The sequence below is a fragment of the Bradyrhizobium sp. CCBAU 53338 genome (genome assembly GCF_015291665.1).
Classification (GTDB): Bacteria; Pseudomonadota; Alphaproteobacteria; order Rhizobiales; family Xanthobacteraceae; genus Bradyrhizobium.
In genome coordinates this window covers 4,891,901-4,910,019 of sequence record NZ_CP030048.1, presented here as the reverse complement: position 1 = coordinate 4,910,019, position 18,119 = coordinate 4,891,901, and the positions used below count along the sequence as shown (strand labels likewise).

Annotated in this window: 17 protein-coding genes and 1 riboswitch; of the genes, 15 read left to right on the top strand and 2 right to left on the bottom strand. The window is 67.9% G+C overall.

Features of this window, described 5'->3' with window-relative positions; genetic code table 11:
* Positions 1-5 precede the first annotated feature (5 nt).
* Genes XH90_RS23260 through cobJ form a run of 7 tightly spaced genes read left to right on the top strand, consistent with a single transcriptional unit; the run spans position 6 to position 7,910 of the window.
* A complete protein-coding gene (locus XH90_RS23260; protein ID WP_194476655.1) occupies positions 6-380 on the top strand; it encodes a DUF1636 domain-containing protein in 375 nt (124 codons plus the stop codon).
* On the top strand, positions 377-1,411 hold the full coding sequence (gene cobW, locus XH90_RS23255; RefSeq protein ID WP_194476654.1) for a cobalamin biosynthesis protein CobW: 1,035 nt from the start codon (positions 377-379) through the stop codon (positions 1,409-1,411). Before XH90_RS23260 ends, cobW begins: the two co-directional genes overlap by 4 nt.
* Complete coding sequence (cobN, locus tag XH90_RS23250) at positions 1,411-4,659, top strand: cobaltochelatase subunit CobN (protein WP_194476653.1); 3,249 nt, start codon at positions 1,411-1,413, stop codon at positions 4,657-4,659. Before cobW ends, cobN begins: the two co-directional genes overlap by 1 nt.
* Complete coding sequence (gene cobG / locus XH90_RS23245) at positions 4,656-5,816, top strand: precorrin-3B synthase (protein WP_194476652.1); 1,161 nt, start codon at positions 4,656-4,658, stop codon at positions 5,814-5,816. The genes cobN and cobG overlap by 4 nt, the downstream gene beginning before the upstream one ends.
* Positions 5,816-6,445 (top strand): precorrin-8X methylmutase, encoded by a 630-nt coding sequence (locus XH90_RS23240; protein WP_194476651.1) that lies wholly within the window; start codon positions 5,816-5,818, stop codon positions 6,443-6,445. The genes cobG and XH90_RS23240 overlap by 1 nt, the downstream gene beginning before the upstream one ends.
* A gap of 2 nt (positions 6,446-6,447) precedes the next feature.
* Positions 6,448-7,179: a precorrin-2 C(20)-methyltransferase gene (locus XH90_RS23235; protein WP_194476650.1), complete on the top strand. Its 732-nt coding sequence runs from the start codon at positions 6,448-6,450 to the stop codon at positions 7,177-7,179.
* Positions 7,176-7,910 (top strand): precorrin-3B C(17)-methyltransferase, encoded by a 735-nt coding sequence (gene cobJ, locus XH90_RS23230; RefSeq protein ID WP_194476649.1) that lies wholly within the window; start codon positions 7,176-7,178, stop codon positions 7,908-7,910. Before XH90_RS23235 ends, cobJ begins: the two co-directional genes overlap by 4 nt.
* Here cobJ and XH90_RS23225 read toward each other — a convergent pair.
* Complete coding sequence (locus tag XH90_RS23225; protein WP_194476648.1) at positions 7,886-8,632, bottom strand: cobalt-precorrin-6A reductase; 747 nt, start codon at positions 8,630-8,632, stop codon at positions 7,886-7,888. The genes cobJ and XH90_RS23225 overlap by 25 nt on opposite strands.
* On the opposite strand from XH90_RS23225, the gene cbiT reads away from it, so the two are divergent.
* From cbiT to cobT, 7 genes are read left to right on the top strand one after another with little or no spacing between them, the layout of a single operon-like run.
* Positions 8,631-9,812, top strand: a complete 1,182-nt coding sequence (cbiT, locus tag XH90_RS23220; protein WP_194476647.1) for a precorrin-6Y C5,15-methyltransferase (decarboxylating) subunit CbiT — start codon at positions 8,631-8,633, stop codon at positions 9,810-9,812. The two genes, XH90_RS23225 and cbiT, sit on opposite strands and share 2 nt — an antisense overlap.
* The gene (locus XH90_RS23215; RefSeq protein ID WP_194476646.1) at positions 9,809-10,177 is read left to right on the top strand and encodes a cobalamin biosynthesis protein; all 369 of its coding nucleotides are present in this window, start codon (positions 9,809-9,811) and stop codon (positions 10,175-10,177) included. The genes cbiT and XH90_RS23215 overlap by 4 nt, the downstream gene beginning before the upstream one ends.
* On the top strand, positions 10,174-10,956 hold the full coding sequence (cobM, locus tag XH90_RS23210; protein ID WP_194476645.1) for a precorrin-4 C(11)-methyltransferase: 783 nt from the start codon (positions 10,174-10,176) through the stop codon (positions 10,954-10,956). The genes XH90_RS23215 and cobM overlap by 4 nt, the downstream gene beginning before the upstream one ends.
* Entirely contained in the window at positions 10,956-12,266 is a 1,311-nt protein-coding gene (locus tag XH90_RS23205; RefSeq protein ID WP_194476644.1) for a cobyrinate a,c-diamide synthase, read from the top strand. The genes cobM and XH90_RS23205 overlap by 1 nt, the downstream gene beginning before the upstream one ends.
* Entirely contained in the window at positions 12,263-12,994 is a 732-nt protein-coding gene (gene cobA, locus XH90_RS23200; protein WP_194476643.1) for a uroporphyrinogen-III C-methyltransferase, read from the top strand. Before XH90_RS23205 ends, cobA begins: the two co-directional genes overlap by 4 nt.
* Positions 12,991-13,740, top strand: coding sequence for a precorrin-6A synthase (deacetylating) (gene cobF, locus XH90_RS23195; protein WP_194476642.1), 750 nt, complete (start codon positions 12,991-12,993; stop codon positions 13,738-13,740). The genes cobA and cobF overlap by 4 nt, the downstream gene beginning before the upstream one ends.
* Positions 13,741-13,750: 10 nt before the next feature.
* On the top strand, positions 13,751-14,803 hold the full coding sequence (gene cobT, locus XH90_RS23190; RefSeq protein ID WP_194476641.1) for a nicotinate-nucleotide--dimethylbenzimidazole phosphoribosyltransferase: 1,053 nt from the start codon (positions 13,751-13,753) through the stop codon (positions 14,801-14,803).
* Here cobT and XH90_RS23185 read toward each other — a convergent pair whose 3' ends face one another.
* On the bottom strand, positions 14,804-15,376 hold the full coding sequence (locus XH90_RS23185; RefSeq protein ID WP_194476640.1) for a histidine phosphatase family protein: 573 nt from the start codon (positions 15,374-15,376) through the stop codon (positions 14,804-14,806).
* A gap of 72 nt (positions 15,377-15,448) precedes the next feature.
* Positions 15,449-15,651: riboswitch (cobalamin riboswitch) on the top strand.
* Positions 15,652-15,766: 115 nt separating this feature from the next.
* Between XH90_RS23185 and XH90_RS23180 the strand changes: the two genes are divergently transcribed.
* Positions 15,767-18,115 (top strand): TonB-dependent siderophore receptor, encoded by a 2,349-nt coding sequence (locus XH90_RS23180; RefSeq protein ID WP_194476639.1) that lies wholly within the window; start codon positions 15,767-15,769, stop codon positions 18,113-18,115.
* Positions 18,116-18,119 lie beyond the last annotated feature (4 nt).

Here is an 18,119-nt window from a genome sequence, read left to right as displayed (position 1 = left end):
AGGCGATGACCGTCACACTGCATGTCTGCATCACCTGCCGCGCCGGCCAGACGCTGGGCGAGGGCGAGGTCGCGCCCGGCAAGCGCCTGCACGGCGCGATCCTCGAGGCTGGCGTGCCCGAAGGCGTCACCGTGGTTCCCGTCGAATGCCTGTCTGCATGCAGCCAGGGTTGCTCGGTCGCGCTCAGCGCGCCCGGCCGCTGGTCGTATGTCTATGGCCGCCTCTCGGATGCCAATGCGCACGACGTGGTCGCGGGCGCCGCCGCCTATGCTGCCGCGCCCGACGGCCTGGTGCCCTGGCGCAGCAGGCCCGAAATCTTCCGCAAGCAGTCGCTTGCCCGCATTCCCCCCATTGCCGTGTTGCCGGAGGCCGCCGAATGAACTCGCTCGCAAAAGTCCCGGTGACTGTTGTCACCGGCTTCCTCGGCTCCGGCAAGACGACGCTGATCCAGCATCTGCTCAGCAATGCGGGCGGCAAGAAGCTCGCCGTGCTCGTCAACGAGTTTGGCAGCGAGGGTGTCGACGGCGAGATTCTGAAGTCCTGCGCCGATGCGAACTGCCCGGAAGAAAACATCGTCGAGCTCGCCAATGGCTGCATCTGCTGCACCGTTGCCGACGATTTCATTCCGACCATGGAGCAGCTGCTGGCGCGCCCTGTCAGGCCCGATCACATCCTGATCGAGACCTCGGGGCTGGCGCTGCCGAAGCCGCTGCTCAAGGCGTTCGACTGGCCGGAGATCCGCTCGCGCATCACGGTCGACGGCGTCATTGCGCTCGCCGATGCCGAGGCGGTCGCCGCCGGTCGTTTCGCGCCGGATCCGGATGCGGTCGAAGCCCAGCGCGCGGCGGACGATAATCTCGATCATGAGACGCCGCTCTCGGAAGTTTTCGAGGACCAGATCGCCTGCGCCGACATCGTGCTGCTGACCAAGGCGGACCTCGCGGGTGCTGCGGGCATCGAGGCCGCCAAGGCGCTGATCACTGCCGAGATGCCGCGCCGCGTGCCGATGCTTCCCATTACCGACGGCGCGATCGATGCGCGCGTCATTCTCGGCCTCGGCGCCGCTGCCGAGAACGATCTCGCCGCGCGCCCCTCGCACCATGACGGCGAGGAGGAGCACGAGCATGACGATTTCGCTTCCGTCGTGATCGATCTCCCTGAGGTCGCCGACGTCGATGCGCTGGTCGCGTCCGTACAGAAGCTGGCGCGCGAGCAGAACGTGCTGCGCGCCAAGGGCTATATCGCGGTCGCGGGCAAGCCCATGCGCCTGCTGCTGCAGGCGGTCGGCGAGCGCGTGCGCCACCAGTTCGACAAGCCCTGGGGCGCAGGGCTCAGGCAGTCGAAGCTCGTCGTGATCGGCGAGCACGGCGATATCGACGAAACCGCGATCAGGTCAGGGCTAGGGATCTGATGCACGTCGTCTTCCGCGAGAGCCGTGGTCTCGAGGAGACCGCGACGCCGAGGGACATCGGCCAGGACCCGGCCGATCTCGTGGCGCTCTCGTTCTCGGATTCCGATCTGGCGGCGTTTGCGGCCGGCTGGCGACGTGGCCGCGAGGGCCTGCCGTCGCTGCGGCTCGCCAACCTCGCGGAGCTCCGTCATCCGCTCTCGATCGACACCTATATCGAGCGGACGCTGTCGCAGGCGCGCGGCATTCTGGTGCGGTTGATCGGTGGTGAATCCTACTGGTCGTATGGTCTTGCGGCGCTCCAGCAGCTGGCAAAGGATCGCAACATCGCGCTGGCCGTGCTCCCGGCCGATGGCCGTGACGACATCAGGCTGGACGCGTACTCCACCTTGCCGGTCTCGACGCTACGCCGGCTCAAGGTGCTCTGCGATACCGGTGGGCCCGTCGCGACGCAAGCGGCGATCGCGCAGCTTGCGCTGGCCTCGGGTCTCTATGCAGGCCCGGTCGTCGGCGAGATGGCCGTGCCCGAGATGGGCTTTTACGATCCCGCACGCGGGGTGATCGCCGCGCCGGTGGCGCGCGAGGGCAAATCGTCCGCGCTGGTGACGTTCTATCGCTCCTATCTCACTGCCGCGGACACAGGGCCTGTCGATACGTTGATCGCGGCGCTGCGCGAGAAGGGCTTTGACGCACATGGCGCGTTCGTCGCCTCGCTGAAGGCTGCCGGCGTCGCGGATTGGCTGCGCGCGCATCTCGCCAGGAATCCACCCGCCGCGATCGTCAACGCGACGGCGTTCTCGGCGCTGGGTGACGACGGTACGACGCCGTTCGATGCCGCATCGTGTCCGGTGTTTCAGGTCGCGCTGTCATCGGCGCGGCGTGAGGACTGGGCGGAATCGCTGCGTGGCCTGTCGCCGGGTGATCTCGCGATGCATGTCGTGCTGCCCGAGGTCGACGGCCGCCTGTTCTCAGGCGTCGTGAGTTTCAAGTCGGCCGCAGAGCGCGATCCCGATTTGCAGTTTTCACATCTCGCCCACCGGCCGGATGAAGAGCGCGTGAAGGCTGTCGCAGCGCGCGTTGCGGCCTGGCGCCGCCTCGCGGAGACGCCGGCCGCCGAGAAGCGGCTGGCGATCGTGCTGTCGAACTATCCGGGCCGCCCGCATCAGATCGCGCATGCGGTGGGTCTCGATGCGCTCGCTTCTGTCGAGGCGTTGGTGTCCGATCTCTCCGAGACTGGCTTCAATGTTGCGCCAGTTCAGGAGCTCGGTGAGGCGCTGCTCAGGCAGAAATTGACCTGGAGCGTTGCCGAGTACCGCGCGGCGCTCTCGCATCTTCCGCAGAATTTGCAGGACGATCTCGCGCAGGCCTGGAGCGCGCCGGAGAGCGATCCGAGCTGCCGCGGCGGCGCGTTCCACTTCGCTGCGATCCCATGCGGCCGATCGATCATCGCGGTCCAGCCAGAGCGCGGCGATACGACCACGCGCGATGTCGACTATCACGATCTCGCCCGCACGCCGCGCCATGCCTATGTCGCGTTCCATCTCTGGCTCCGCGCGCAGGGGATTGATGCCGTCGTGCACATGGGCGCGCATGGCACGCTGGAATGGCTGCCCGGAAAATCCGTGGCGTTGTCGTCCGCCTGCTGGCCCGAAGCGCTGATCGGCGATCTCCCCGTCATCTATCCCTTCATCGTCAACGATCCCGGCGAGGCCGCGCAGGCCAAGCGGCGCATTGGCGCCGTCACCATCGGTCATCTGCCGCCGCCGCTCGAGCAATCCGCGGTCCCGGAAGGGCTGCGTCGGCTGGAACGCCTGCTCGACGAATATTCGACCGCCGACGGTCTCGACCCCGCCCGCCGCCAGCGCCTGATCGCCGCGATCCGGGACGAGGCGCGCACGGCAGGGCTCGAAGACGATCTCGGCCTCGATGTATCCGCCGCGCCGGCCGAAGCCATTCCGCGCATCGATCGCTTCGTCTGCGACCTCAAGGAGAGCCAGTTCGGCGACGGCCTGCACGTGTTCGGCCGCGGCGCGTGCGGTGATGCGGAGCGGGACGCGCTGCGCGCTGCGCTTGCCGGTCAGCGTGTTGCGCCGGGCCCGTCGGGCTCGCCGTATCGTGGGCGCCAGGACGTGCTGCCGACGGGGCGCAATCTCTTCGCCGTCGATCCGCGCGCGGTGCCGACGCCGTCGGCGCATGCGCAGGGGATCAAGCTCGCCGAAGAACTGCTGCGGCGGCATTTGCAGGATCACGGCGACTGGCCGAAGGGCCTCGTCGTCGATCTCTGGGGTTCCGCGACCATGCGCACCGCCGGCGAAGAGTTTGCGATGGCGCTGCATCTGGCCGGCCTCGCGCCGCGCTGGGACCACGCCTCCGGCCGCGTCACCGGCTACGACATCATCGCGCCGGCCGAACTCGGCCGCCCCCGCATCGACGTCACGCTGCGGGTGTCAGGCCTGTTCCGCGACGTCTTTGCGGGCCTTGCGCAATTGTTCGAGGCCGCGGCCGAAGCGCTCGCATCGCGCGAGGACGAGGGCGACGAGAATCCCTATCGCCGCCGCACCTCGCGCGTGTTCGCGCCGCGCCCCGGACAATACGGCGTCGGCCTTTCGGCAATCCCCGATGTTTTCACGCCGGAGACGCGCGATGCGGCTGGCGAGGCTTGGCTGTCGGCTTCGTCCTGGGCGTTCTCCGCCGATGGCGAGATCAAGCCCGATCGCGAGGGTATCGAACAGCGGCTTGCATCCGCAGATGCGTTCGTCCATGCCCAGGACCTGCCGGAGACCGATCTCCTGCTCGCTGCCGACTATGCCGCGCACGAAGCCGGCGTCGCCGCGGCGGCAGCGCATCTCGGTGTATCAGGGCCATCGCTCTATCACCTCGACACGACGCGTCCCGAGCAGCCGCACGCGCGCACGCTAACCGAAGAAATCTCCCGCGTCGTCCGTGCCCGCGCGGCCAATCCTGCCTGGATCGCCGGCATGATGCGCCACGGCTTCCGCGGCGCGGCCGAGATCTCCGCGACGCTGGAGCACATGGCCGCCTTCGCGCATCTGGCCGGCGCCGTGCCGCCGCATCTGTTCGATCTCTATTATGACGCGACGCTCGGCGATGCCGATGTGCGCGCTTTCATGGCGCGCGAAAACCCGGCGGCGCTTGCCGCGATGGAAACGTGCTTCAAGCGCCTGCACGAGGCCTCGCTCTGGCGAACGCGCCGCAATTCGATCGCGGCCGCGCTGAAGGAGGCGTCATGAGCGCGGCTTCGGTGAAGGGCTGGTGTCCTGGGGCGCTGCGGCCGATGCAATCGGGCGACGGGCTCGTGGTCCGCGTGCGCCCGTTCGGTGGCCGGCTCGATGCGGCCCAGACCGCTGGCCTTGCGCATCTTGCCGAGCGCCATGGTAATGGCCTGATCGACGTGACGAGCCGCGCCAATCTCCAGATCAGAGGCGTCAGCGAGACCAGCCACCGGCTGCTGCTTGACGGGCTCGCGCAATTGAAGTTGCTCGACCCTGATGCCGACACTGAATCCCGCCGCAACATCCTGGTCACGCCGTTCTGGCGCGATGGCGACGAGACCCAGGCGCTCGCCGCCGAGCTCGAAGAGGCGCTGGCGGACTCTGCGCTCGAGCTTCCCACGAAATTCGGCTTCGCCGTCGATGACGGCAAATCACGCGTGCTTGCTGGAGATTCCGCCGACGTCCGGATCGAGCGTGACGCTTCAGGTGGTCTCATGGTGCGCGCCGATGGCGCCACGCTCGGCCGCAGCGTAGCGCGCGGCGAGGCGGTGACCGCCGCACTTGCCGTCGCGCGCTGGTTCGTCACATCAGGCGTCCGGGATGGGCGAGGACGGATGGCAACGCATGTTGCCGCCGGCGCAACATTGCCTCAGGCGCTGCGCGGCGAGGCGGAGCCCGCGCCGATCATGGCAGCAGTGCGTCCCGGGCTTTATCCGCAAGGCGCCATGGTCGGGATCGCCTTCGGACAGATGCCGCATGCGACGCTCAATCAGCTCTCGGGCCTCGGGCATGCGCTGCGGATGACGCCGTGGCGGATGGTTTTGAGCGAAGGCAAGCTAACGATGCCATCAGCCCCAGGCCTGATCACCGAAGCCTGCGATCCGGCGTTGCGCGTCATCGCCTGCAGCGGCGCGCCGCGCTGCCGCGAGGCCCATGCCGACACCCGCGGGCTGGCCGCAACGCTCGCGCCGAACATCGGCGGGGCCGCGCGGCTTCACGTCTCTGGCTGCGCAAAGGGCTGCGCCCATTCCGGCGCGGTCGCGATCACGCTGGTCGCGACGGCTGCCGGGTTTGATCTCGTGCGCGACGGCTCGACCCGCGACGAGCCGGTCCTGCGCGGGCTTGACCGCGACGATATCGTTCGCGATCCCTCCATCCTGTTGGGAGGGAACTGATGCCACATGCTTACGAGACCGACGGCGCGGCGATCTATCGTCAATCCTTTGCGACCATCCGGGCCGAGGCCGATCTGGCCCGCTTCACGCCTGATGAGGAGCAGGTCGTGGTGCGGATGATCCATGCGGCGGGCATGGTCGGCCTCGAAGCTCATATCCGCTTCACATCGGGCATGGCGACCGCGGCTCGCGCAGCCTTGCAGAAGGGCGCACCGATCCTGTGCGACGCCCGCATGGTGTCGGAAGGAATTACGCGCGCGCGATTGCCTGCGGCCAACGCCGTGATCTGCACGCTTGGCGACGAGACCGTTCCCGCGCTGGCGCAATCCATGCGCAACACACGCTCGGCCGCGGCGCTGGAGCTGTGGCGACCGCATCTCGATGGCGCGATCGTCGCGATCGGCAACGCGCCCACCGCGCTGTTCCATCTGCTCAATATGCTGGAAGATCGCAGCTGCCCACGGCCCGCGGCGATTATCGGCTGTCCCGTTGGCTTCGTTGGCGCAGCCGAATCCAAGGCCGCGTTGATGGCCGATCCACCGGTGCCGGCGCTGACGGTCGAGGGTCGCCTCGGCGGCTCTGCAATCACGGTCGCTGCCGTGAACGCGCTGGCGAGCCGGAGCGAATAGTCATGGGACGCATCATCTGCTGCGGTCTCGGCCCCGGCGATCCCGATCTGATGAGTGTGCGCGCGGACCGGACCGTGCGCGGCGCGCAGCACGTCGCCTTTTTCCGCAAGAAGGGCCGTCCCGGTCAGGCGCGGCGTATCGTCGAGGGGATGCTCGCGGCCGACGTCACCGAATATCCCATGGAATATCCTGTCACGACGGAGATCGCGTTCGATAGCCCGAACTACGTGCAATTGCTTGCCGGCTTCTACGACGAATGGGCCGAGCGTCTGGCGCGGCTTTCGCGCGCGGTCGACGTCGTCGTGCTCTGCGAGGGCGATCCCTATTTCTACGGGTCCTTCATGCATCTGCACGCGCGGCTGCAAGGCCGCGTCGAGATCGAGGTGATCGCCGGCATTCCCGGCATGGTCGGCTGCTGGAATGGTGTCGGCCAGCCGATTGCGCTGGGCGACGACGTGACGACGGTGCTGATGGGAACGCTTCCCGAATCCGAGCTTGAACGCCGCATGCGCGATTCCGATGCGCTGGTGATCATGAAGACCGGGCGCAACCTCGCAAAAGTGCGGCGCGCACTCGCGTCCACCGGCCGCCTCGATGACGCCTGGCTGGTGGAGCGCGGCACCATGCCGGGCGAGCGCATCGCGCGGCTCGCCGAGATCGGCGCCGCTGAGTGTCCCTACTTCGCGATCGTGCTCGTGCACGGCAAGGGCCGGCTTCCGGACTCCGCCGAATGACGGGCACGCTGACCATCGCGGGCCTCGGCCCGGGCAGCGATGCGCTGGTGACGCCGGAGGTCACTGCAGCGCTTGCCGCCGCGACCGACATCCTTGGGTACGCCCCCTATGTCGCGCGCGTGCCGCCGCGGCCCGGCCTCAAGCTCCATCCCTCCGACAACCGCGAGGAGCTTCAGCGGGCAGCAGAAGCCTTGCAGCTTGCGGCCGAAGGCCGGCAGGTGGTCGTCGTCTCCTCCGGCGATCCCGGCGTGTTCGCGATGGCATCCGCGGTGTTCGAGGCGTTGGAACAGGCGCCGCAACATCAGGACCTGCCGATCCGCGTCCTGCCCGGCATCACCGCGATGCTGGCGGCGGCTGCGCGCGCCGGCGCGCCGCTCGGCCACGATTTCTGCGCGATCAATCTCTCCGACAACCTGAAGCCCTGGACGGTGATCGAGAAGCGTCTGCGGCTCGCGGCCGAAGCGGATTTTTCGATTGCAATGTACAATCCGCGCTCGGCGAGCCGGCCGGAGGGATTTGGCCGCGCGCTCGCGGTGTTGAAGGAAACCGGCTGTGGCGAGCGCCTCGTGATTTTCGCGCGCGCCGTCAGCGCGCCTGACGAAAAGATCGTGATCGTGCCACTGGACGACGCGACGCCCGAGATGGCGGACATGCGAACGCTGGTGATCGTCGGCAATTCGCAGACGCGCCGCGTCGGCCGCTGGATCTATGCGCCGAGGCGGGCCCGATGACCGAGCCATTGCATCACCTCCGTGACGCTCTCGACTTTCTTGCGCTCGGGCAGCGCCGGCCGCGAGATCATGATCACGGGCAGGCCGAGCCGGCGGGCCGCGTCGATCTTGGCGCGCGCGCCGTCGCCGCCGGAATTGCGGGCGACGATCCATGCGATGCCGCGCGTGCGCATCATGTCGAGCTCGCCGTCAAGCGTGAACGGCCCGCGCGACACGATGACATCGGCGGCGAATGGCAGAGGCGTTTCCGGCGGATCGACGAACCGCAGCGTGTAGGCATGCTGCGGCTTCGCCGCGAACGGAGCGATGTGCTGGCGGCCGATGGCGAGGAACATTCTTGCCGGCGCCTCCGGCAGCGCGGCGACGGCGGCGGTGACGTCGGTGACCTCGGTCCAGATGTCTTCGGGCGTTCTGCTCCAGGGCGCGCGCTCGAGCGCGATCAGCGGCGTGCCGGTCTCCTCGCAAGCGTCGACCGCATGACGGCTCATCTCGGCGGCAAAGGGATGCGTGGCGTCGATCACATGCGTGATGCCTTCGCGCCTGACGTAGTCGGCCAGCCCGCTCGCGCCGCCAAAACCACCGATGCGGGTCGGCAGCGGCTGATCGGCAGGCGCCCGGGTGCGGCCGCCGTAGGAATATACGGCGTCAATGCCTGCGCGCGCGATCTCCGCGGCGAGCAGGCTCGCGTCGGCAATTCCGCCCAGAACAAGGGCGCGCGTCATGGCTGATCCCTGGCTGACCATCATCGGTATCGGCGAAGATGGCCTCGCGGGGCTGTCGGACGCAAGTCGAAAGGCGCTCGCCAGCGCGGAAACCGTGTTCGGCGGCGAGCGTCATCTCGCGCTTGCAGACGTCGGAAGCCGCGGCCGCGCATGGCCGGTGCCTTTCAACGCAGACATCGTGCTGAGCTGCCGTGGAAGGCCCACGGCCGTGCTGGCCTCCGGCGATCCGTTCTGGCATGGCGCCGGCGCAGGCCTTGCCGAGAGGCTCGACCCGAGCGAGTGGATCGCGCATTCGGCGCCCTCGACCTTCTCGCTCGCCGCCGCGCGGCTGGGCTGGCGGCTCGAATCCATCGCCTGCCTCGGGCTTCATGCCGCGCCGTTCGAGCGTCTCGTACCCTATCTCGCGCCGGGCGCGCGGATCATTTGTCTCGTGCGAGACGGCAAGGCCGCTGGCGACCTCGCGCGATGGCTGACGGAACGCGGGTGGGGTGGCTCGGCATTCTGGACTCTCGCCGCACTTGGCGGCCCGCGCGAGGCCATTGCGGAGCATCGTGCCGACAGCTTTGCCGGCGACCTCGCTGGAAACCTGGTTGCAGTCGCCGTCGCGGCGAAGGGCGGGAAGGGCATTCCCCGCAGCTCAGGACTTTCGGACGATCTCTTCGCCCATGACGGCCAGATCACCAAGCGGCCGGTCCGCGCGCTGGCGCTGTCGGCGCTGGCCCCGCGTCCCGGTGAACGCTTGTGGGACATCGGCGCCGGCTCGGGCTCGATTTCGGTTGAGTGGGCGCTGTGTGACGGGACGGCGATTGCGATCGAGACGCGCGAGGATCGCGCCGCGAACATTCGGGCCAATGCGGCGGCGTTTGGACTGACGCATCGGATCACGGTAGTTACGGGACAGGCGCCGGAAGCGCTTGCCTCGCTGGATGCGCCGGATGCCGTCTTCGTGGGTGGCGGCCTCGATCGTGCGATGTTCGACGCGATCTGGTTGCGGCTTGCGCCAGGGGCGCGGTTGGTTGCACATTCCGTCACGCTGGAGACGGAAGCGCTGCTCGGCGAACTGCATCAGCAGCATGGCGGCGAGTTGATGCGGGTCGAGATCGCCTACGCCGCTCCGCTTGGCCGCTATCGCTCCTGGGAGGCGGCGCGGCCGGTGCTGCAGTGGAGTGTGGTCCGATGAAGGTTGCCGGGCTCGGATTCAAGAAGGATGTGACGCTGGCCTCTTTGCGCGAAGCGCTTGCAGCGGCCGGCGGCCCCGATGGCCTCGCGGCCATGGCTACTGTCAGCGACAAGGCCGACGCTGACGTGTTGAAGCAGCTCGCGCGTGAATGCGGCGTGCCGATCAAGGCTGTCCCGGCCGATGTGCTTGCGCGTGTCGATACGCCGACGCAGTCGCAGCGGATCGCCGGAAGGTTCGGCACGGGATCGGTCGCCGAGGCAGCAGCGCTGGCCGCCGCTGGTCCGCGCGCGCGGCTCATCGCGACGCGCGCGGTCTCGCAGGATCGCACCGCGACTGCGGCGATCGCAGAAGGAGACGGCCCATGACGGTGCACTTCATCGGCGCCGGGCCGGGCGCCGCCGATCTTCTCACCTTGCGTGGGCGCGATTTGATCGCGGCCTGTCCGGTCTGTCTCTATGCGGGTTCGCTGGTGCCGGAGGGCGTGCTGGCGCATTGCCCGAGCGGAGCGCGCATCGTCAACACCGCGCCCCTGTCGCTCGACGGGATCATCGCGGAGATCTCCGCCGCGCATGCGGAGGGCAAGGACGTCGCGCGGCTGCATTCCGGCGATCTCTCGATCTGGTCGGCGATGGGCGAGCAGCTTCGCCGCCTGCGCGCGCTCGGCATTCCATTCACCGTCACACCGGGCGTGCCGTCCTTTTCCGCCGCCGCCGCCGCGCTGGAAGCCGAGCTGACGCTGCCCGGCCTCACTCAGACGGTGGTGCTGACCCGCACGCCGGGCCGCGCCAGCGCGATGCCCGAGGGCGAGAGGCTTGCGGCCTTCGCCGCGACCGGCGCGGTACTCGCGATCCATCTGTCGATTCATCTGCTCGACGAGGTGGTTGCCGAACTCACCCCGCATTGCGGCGCGGACTGTCCGGTGGCGATCGTCTGGCGCGCGAGCTGGCCCGACCAGCGCATCGTCCGCGCGACGCTGGCGACGCTCGATGCCGCCGTCGCGACCGAGATGGAGCGCACCGCGCTGATACTGGTCGGCAAGACGCTGGGTGCGGCGGATTTCGACGAGAGCCGGCTCTATGCCGCGGATTACGATCGTCGCTATCGTCCCGTTGGCGCCGAGCCGCGTTTTCCGGAGGCATCGTGATGGCGGCAGGCCTCGTCATCTCCGCGCCGGCCTCGGGCGTCGGCAAGACCACGCTGACGCTGGCGCTCGCGCGCGCCTGGCGCAATCGTGGCTTGAAAGTGCAGTGCTTCAAGAGCGGCCCTGATTACATCGATCCAGCTTTTCACGCAGCAGCCACAGGCCGCCCCTCCGTCAATGTCGATAGCTGGGCGATGGACCGTTCGACGATCGCGCATCTCGTCAGCCGGGGGAGCGATGCCGATATCGTGCTTGCCGAGGGCTCGATGGGCCTGTTCGACGGCGTCGCCGCGCGCGGCGTCTCCGGCACCGGTGCTACCGCCGACATCGCGGAAATGCTGGGTTGGCCGGTGGTTCTGGTGATCGACCCCTCCGGTCAGGCGCAGACCGCGGCGGCGATCGCCGCAGGCCTGCGCGATTATCGTGCCGGCGTGCGCCTTGCGGGCGTGATGCTCAACCGGGTCGCCAGCCCGCGTCACGAAGACCTCGTGCGGCGTGCGCTCGACGACGCCGGCATCGCCGTGTTCGGCGCGCTGCCGCGTCATGCCGAGATCAGCCTGCCGAAGCGGCATCTCGGCCTCGTGCAAGCCGAGGAGCAGGCCGAGATCGGAAAACTGATCGACGAGGCCGCGCGCTTTGTCTCGGAGCACGTCGATCTCGATGCGGTGATGCAATCGGCCGCTAGCTGGTCGCCGCAACCGGCCGCGAACGGCCTCAACGTGACACCGCCCGGGCAGCGCATTGCGCTTGCGCGCGATGCCGCGTTTTCCTTCGTCTATCCGCACATGCTGGAAGCCTGGCGGGCGGCAGGTGCGGAGATTTCAACGTTCTCTCCGCTTGCCGACGAAGCGCCCGATGCAGGCGCAGACGTCTGCTGGCTGCCCGGTGGCTATCCCGAACTTCATGCCGGCAAGATCGCCGCCAATGCACGCTTCCGCAACGGTCTGCGCGCCTTCGCCGAGACGCGACCAGTGCACGGCGAATGCGGTGGGTATATGGTGCTGGGGACAGCTTTGACCGACGCCGACGGTATCCGTCACGAGATGACGGGCCTGCTCGGCCTGGAGACGAGTTTTGCCAAGCGGCGCATGCATCTGGGCTATCGTCTCGCCTCGCTCGCAATGCCGATGCCGGGGCACAAGGCCGGCGCGCGGCTGCGCGGCCACGAGTTTCACTATTCGACGATCATCGCCCAGCCCGATGCGCCACTGGCAGTCGTGCACGACGCAACTGGCAGCGTCATCGCCGAGACCGGCTCGCGGCGCGGGCACGCCTCGGGCACGTTCTTCCATCTGATCGCGGAGGACCGGTGAGCGGTTTTGTCTCCTTCGTCTCCGCCGGCCCCGGCGACCCCGAGCTTCTCACGCTCAAGGGCGCCGCGCGGCTGCGCGAGGCTGACGTCGTGCTCTATGACGATCTCGCCTCGGGCGCGATCCTCGATCTCGCACGGCCAGGCGCGAATCTCGTCGCGGTCGGGAAACGGGCAGGGCGGCCGTCGACAAAGCAGCATCACGTCAATCGCCTGCTGGTCGACTATGCCGCGACGGGCGTGCGGGTCGTGCGGCTGAAGTCGGGCGATGCCGGCATCTTTGGCCGGCTCGAGGAGGAGCTGGAGACGCTGCGCGAGGCCGGCATCGGCTTCGAGATCGTTCCCGGCGTCACCTCGGCCTGCGTCGCGGCCGCACAGGCCGGCATTCCGCTGACGCGCCGCCACACCTCGCGCCGGGTGCAGTTCGTGACCGGCGCCGACGTCACCGGTGAGCTGCCGCCAGATCTGAACTGGGCGGCGCTGGCCGATCCTGATGCGACGACGGTGGTCTATATGGGCCGGCGCACCTTTCCGGTGCTGGCCGCAAAACTGATCGAGCACGGTCTTTCATCGAGCACGCCGGCGCTGTTCGCCGAATCCCTCGGACGCCCCGACGAGCGACTGGTGCGCACCACGATCGCCGAGCTTGCCGAGCAACTCGCGCGCGGCGGTGCGGCTTCCACGGCCGCTGTCATCATGTTCGGCGCGCTGGCGGAGGGCGGATCGTCATGATGACGCTCTCCCTGATCGGCATCGGCTGCGGCGATCCCGGGCAACTCACGCGCGCTGCGATTGGCGCGATCAACGCCGCCGATCTCGTGCTGATCCCGCGCAAGGGAACGGCAAAGACAGATCTCGCCGATCTCAGGCGGGCGATCTGCGCCGACGTGCTCACCAATGCCACAACGCGCATCGCCGAGTTCGATCTTCCCGTGCGCGACGCCGCTGAAGCCGATTACCGCAAGGGCGTCGACGATTGGCACGATGCGGTCGCCGCGGCCTGGTCGCGGACGATCGAAGAACATCTCGGCGGTGACGGCAAGGCCGCACTGCTGATCTGGGGCGATCCCTCGCTCTACGATTCCTCGCTGCGCATCGCGCGACGGCTCAACCCCTTGCCCAGAATCGAGGTCGTGCCCGGCATCACCTCGATCCAGGCGCTGTGCGCGGCGCATGCGCTGCCGCTCAACGACATCGGCGAGCCGTTTCTGGTGACGACGGGACGCCGCCTGCGCGAAGGCGGCTGGCCGCAAGGCGTTGATACCGTGGTGGTGATGCTCGACGGCGGCACGGCATTCCAGTCGCTCGATCCAAATGGCCTTCACATCTGGTGGGGCGCCTATCTCGGCCTGGCCGACCAGATCATTCTGTCAGGCGCGCTGACCGAGGTCGGCCCGCGCATCGTCGCCGCGCGACAGGACGCGCGCGCGCGTCACGGCTGGATCATGGACAGTTACATTCTCAAGCGCAGGCCGTAAGCGAGGCAGCATGATCCCTGATTGGGTCACCCGGAAATGTCCCGAGATCTCCGTCGTCCATCGCGACGCCGCGATCGCGCGACAGGCGCAACTGACGAAGCCGACCGGCGCGCTCGGCCGGCTCGAGCAACTCGCGATCGAGCTTGCGGGCTTGCAGGCGACCGAACGCCCGCGTGCCGCGCGCGTGCCGATCATCATCTTCGCCGGCGATCATGGCATCGTCGCACAGGGCGTATCGGCCTATCCGCAGGCCGTCACCGTCGCGATGATGGCGAACTTTGCCGCCGGCGGCGCCGCGATCTCGGTGTTGGCGCGCGAGCTCGGTTCGAGCCTCGAGGTCGTCGACGCCGGAACGCTGGCGGCGGACGCCATGCCCGGCGTGGTTACGGACAAGCCGCGCCACGGCACGCGCGATTTCAGCAGTGAGCCGGCGCTCACGCCGGCGGAGCTGGCATTCGCCTTCGAGGCCGGCCAGCGCGCGGTGGCGCGGACGAAGGCCAGTCAGCCTGATATCCTGATTTTCGGCGAGATGGGCATCGGCAACACCACGACCTCGGCGGCTATCGCCGCGGGCCTGCTCGGCATCGGTGCCGAGGAAATGGCGGGTCGCGGCACCGGCGTCGATGCGGCGGGCCGTACCTACAAGGCGCGCGTGATCGATGCAGCGATCGCACGTCATGGCGTGGCCGGCGCCGCGCCCGAGAAAATATTGTGCGCCGTTGGCGGCCTCGAGATCGCGGCGATATCAGGCGCGATCATCGCGGCTGCGCAGGCGCGCATCCCCGTGCTGATCGACGGTTTCATCGTCTCGGTTGCGGCGCTCGCGGCGGCGCGGCTGAACCCGTCGTGCCAGCCCTTCCTGCTGCCGTCGCATCAATCGGCGGAACAGGGTCATCGGCTGGTGCTGCGCGCGCTGAACGTGCAGCCGCTGATCAGCCTCGATCTCCGGCTTGGCGAGGGATCTGGCGCCGCGATCGCGCTGCCGCTGGTGCGATCGGCCTGCGCGCTTCACAATGACATGGCGACCTTCGCACAGGCCAGCGTGCCGGATCGGCCTGGCTGATCAAACCATCCGCTGATTGACCGACACCACGCGCCAGCCGCTGGCGAGTCGGTCGATCCGGGTCAGTGACAACGGATCGATCACGAAGCGCAACGCTGCTTGCGGGGTCAGGTCGAGCGCGATGCAGAGCGCGGCGCGAATGGTGCCGGAATGCACGACGAGGGTTGCGGGGCCGGGGCCGATCCGCGCGAGTCCCCGCCGGACGCGCGCGACCTGTTCCTCGAAGCTCTCTCCACCGGGCGGCCGTCTGCGCGCGGGATCGCTCCAGAACTGCGCATAGGTCTCGCCGCCATCAGCTGCGAGTTGGTCATGCCTCCAGCCGGTCCACGCGCCAAAATCCTGCTCGCCGAATTCGGCCACCAATTTGGGCTCCAGCCCCAGCGCTCGGGCCGTCTCAACCGTGCGGCGCGCCGGGCTCGCATGGCTCGTCGCGTCGCGAGGCAGACTTTGGCGCAGCGCGGCGAGCTGCGCGTGATCGCGCAGATCGGCCGGCGCGTCATCCGCATGAATGGTTCCCGCGACACCGTCGACCGGTGCATGCCGTATCAGCCAGAGGAAGGCCGCGCCTTCCATGCTCGTCTCCAAAGAAGTTGGTCACTGCGGCAATGTCGCCGCATCAGGCACATTGACTCTGTCTTCGCCGTAATCCTAGATGGATTTGACGGTTTCCCCGCGAGGGGATGAAAAGGGAATGCGGTGCGGGGACGTTGTCCCCAATGCCGTAGCTGCCCCCGCAACTGTAAGCGGTGAATCCTTCGTCACGAGCCACTGGGTCCTCGGTCCCGGGAAGGCGACGAAGCGGTCACGACCCGCGAGCCAGGAGACCTGCCGTCAGCCGTGGTCACACGCGAAGATGTCGGTCGGGGAGTACAGACATTCGGCTTCATCGGAAGGCTGACGGCCTGATGATGGGACCTTGGTTCGCGGTGACGTGCCACTGACGTCACACCGAGGTCCAGAACCGTGTCTTCCATCCGTCTCGTACGACTACGCCGCATTCTGCCGGCGTCCGCCGCTCTCGCACTTTTTGCCGCGATCGACATGACGGCCGCCTTGGCGCAGCAGGCCGGCGAGCTCTTGCCGCCCGTCGAGGTGTCGCCGCCGCAATCCCGCAAGCAGGCCAAACCAGCCGGCCGGGACGCAGCGAGCACCCGCCGTGCGGCGACACGGCGGTCCGTGACCGCAGCGGTCGCGCCAAAGCCGGTCGCGTTTGACATTGCGCCACCGACGCCGCTCAACAGCAACGCCGTCGCCGCGAGCGCCTCGCGCCTCGGCCTGACGGTGCGGCAGACTCCTGCAACTGTCGAAGTCATCTCCGCCGAGACCATGCGCGAGCAGGGCTACCGCACCGTTTCCGACGTCGCACAAGGCGCGGTCGGCGTCACCGCCGGCGATAATCCGGCCGAGCCCTCGGCCTTCTCCATGCGCGGCTTCACCAACAGCCAGATCAACACGCTCTACAACGGCATCAAGATCGGTCCGCAGAACATGACCTCGCGGATCATGGACACGGCCAATCTCGAAGCCGTGGAGATCCTGAAAGGGCCCGCCTCGCTGATCTCGGGCGAGGGTGCCGCCGGCGGCGCAATCAATCTCGTCACCAAGCGGCCGCACACCGGGCCGATCCGGAACGAAGCGGACTTTTCCTGGGACTCGCTGAACTCCCTCCGCGCGCATTTTGGCTCCGGTGGCAGCACCAATGTGCAGGGCCTGGACTATCGCTTCGACGTCAGCCGTTCCTCGCTCAACGGCTTTGCCGAGGACACCAACACCAGGACACTCGACCTCTCCGGCCAGCTCGACTATCGCGTCTCCGACAGTCTCAAGGTCTGGGGCGCGATCGAATATCGGGAGGACCGCTCGAAGGCCTATTGGGGCGCGCCGCTGGTGCCGGTGGCCTTCAGCGGATCGCACGCGACGGCGGGCATCGTCTCCGGCAGTTACTTCAACAGGACCGACCTCGGTGCCGTTACGATCGACGACCGCACCTTCAACACCAACTACAACGTTCTCGACAACCGCAACGTCGCCCAGGAAGTGTGGCTGCGCGGCGGTTTCGAGCTGAAGCTGGCGCCCGACCTGACGCTGAAGAGCCAGGCCTATGGTTATGGCGCCGAGCGCAGCTGGTTCAACAACGAGATCGAGGCGTTCGATGCCACGAACAACCAGGTCTATCGCGAGCGCTTCTATGTCGCGCACAGCCAGCGCCTCGTCGGCAATATCACCGATCTGGTCTGGGACGCCAATGTCGCGGGCTTCGACAACCGCATGGTTGCGACGCTGTCGTCGAGTTACCTCGATTTCGTCCGGCCGGGTGCTGCAAACTTCCCGAACGACTTTGTCTCGCTGGTCGATCCCGATCGCGGCTTCTACGGCCCGCTGACGACGCAGCAGCAGACCGCACGCATCGACAACGAAGCGCTGTCGTTCGAGGACCGGCTGAAACTCACACGAACGTTCTCGCTGATCGGTGGCCTGCGCGTCGAGCATATCGGGCTCGACCGCAATTCGACCGATCCGGCCGGGCTTGTGAAAGCAGGCTTTCCGTTCACGAAGGACTGGGCGCCGGTGACGGGACGCATCGGCTACACCTGGGAGGCCGTTCCGGGCCTGACCTTCTTCAGCCAGTACGCCACCGGCGCCGACGTCTCGGCCAACAACATCTTCCTGCTCGCACCGGCCCAGCCGCTCGACCTGACCACCGCGCGCACCTACGAGACCGGCGTCAAGCACGTGCTTTGGGACAACAGGGCAGAGTGGTCGTTCTCGGCCTACGACATCGTGCGCAGGAACGTCTATGCGGCAGCCGGCGGCCAGACGCTCAACATCGCAGGACGGCAGGAATCGAAGGGCGTCGAGGTCGCCGGATCGATCCGCCCGATCGGGCCTCTGCGTCTGTGGGGCAACATCGCCTATGTCGATGCGCGCTATGCCGACTACGATTTCGTTGGCGGCTCGTTTTCGGGCAACGTGCCGCCGAACGTGCCGCGCGTCGTCGCCAATGCCGGCGCGTCCTGGCGATTCTTCACGCCGTGGCCGGTCGAGGTCGGCATCACCGGCCGCCATGTCGGTGACCGCTACAACACCGACGCCAACACCGTGACGATGAATGCCTACACGATCGGCGATCTCTACGCCTTCGTCGACATTCCCAAGGCGGTCTTCAATGCCGTCGACCTGGCGCGACTGACCTTCCGCGTCCGCAACTTCACCGACAAGCGCTACGCGATCTGGGGCGACCCGTTCTATCCCGACCAGATCCTGTTGGGCGCGCCGCGGACCTACGAGATTTCCGCGGCGTTCAAATGGTAGGGCG

Bases quoted from the DNA above. Each gene is read 5' to 3' on its own strand.
- XH90_RS23205 (WP_194476644.1), top strand. From the start codon at position 10,956: ATGGCGGCAGGCCTCGTCATCTCCGCGCCGGCCTCGGGCGTCGGCAAG.
- cobM (WP_194476645.1), top strand. From the start codon at position 10,174: ATGACGGTGCACTTCATCGGCGCCGGGCCGGGCGCCGCCGATCTTCTC.
- cobF (WP_194476642.1), top strand. From the start codon at position 12,991: ATGATGACGCTCTCCCTGATCGGCATCGGCTGCGGCGATCCCGGGCAA.
- cobG (WP_194476652.1), top strand. From the start codon at position 4,656: ATGAGCGCGGCTTCGGTGAAGGGCTGGTGTCCTGGGGCGCTGCGGCCG.
- XH90_RS23240 (WP_194476651.1), top strand. From the start codon at position 5,816: ATGCCACATGCTTACGAGACCGACGGCGCGGCGATCTATCGTCAATCC.
- cobW (WP_194476654.1), top strand. From the start codon at position 377: ATGAACTCGCTCGCAAAAGTCCCGGTGACTGTTGTCACCGGCTTCCTC.
- XH90_RS23225 (WP_194476648.1), bottom strand. From the start codon at position 8,632: ATGACGCGCGCCCTTGTTCTGGGCGGAATTGCCGACGCGAGCCTGCTC.
- XH90_RS23185 (WP_194476640.1), bottom strand. From the start codon at position 15,376: ATGGAAGGCGCGGCCTTCCTCTGGCTGATACGGCATGCACCGGTCGAC.
- XH90_RS23260 (WP_194476655.1), top strand. From the start codon at position 6: ATGACCGTCACACTGCATGTCTGCATCACCTGCCGCGCCGGCCAGACG.
- cbiT (WP_194476647.1), top strand. From the start codon at position 8,631: ATGGCTGATCCCTGGCTGACCATCATCGGTATCGGCGAAGATGGCCTC.
- cobJ (WP_194476649.1), top strand. From the start codon at position 7,176: ATGACGGGCACGCTGACCATCGCGGGCCTCGGCCCGGGCAGCGATGCG.
- XH90_RS23235 (WP_194476650.1), top strand. From the start codon at position 6,448: ATGGGACGCATCATCTGCTGCGGTCTCGGCCCCGGCGATCCCGATCTG.
- cobN (WP_194476653.1), top strand. From the start codon at position 1,411: ATGCACGTCGTCTTCCGCGAGAGCCGTGGTCTCGAGGAGACCGCGACG.
- cobT (WP_194476641.1), top strand. From the start codon at position 13,751: ATGATCCCTGATTGGGTCACCCGGAAATGTCCCGAGATCTCCGTCGTC.
- XH90_RS23215 (WP_194476646.1), top strand. From the start codon at position 9,809: ATGAAGGTTGCCGGGCTCGGATTCAAGAAGGATGTGACGCTGGCCTCT.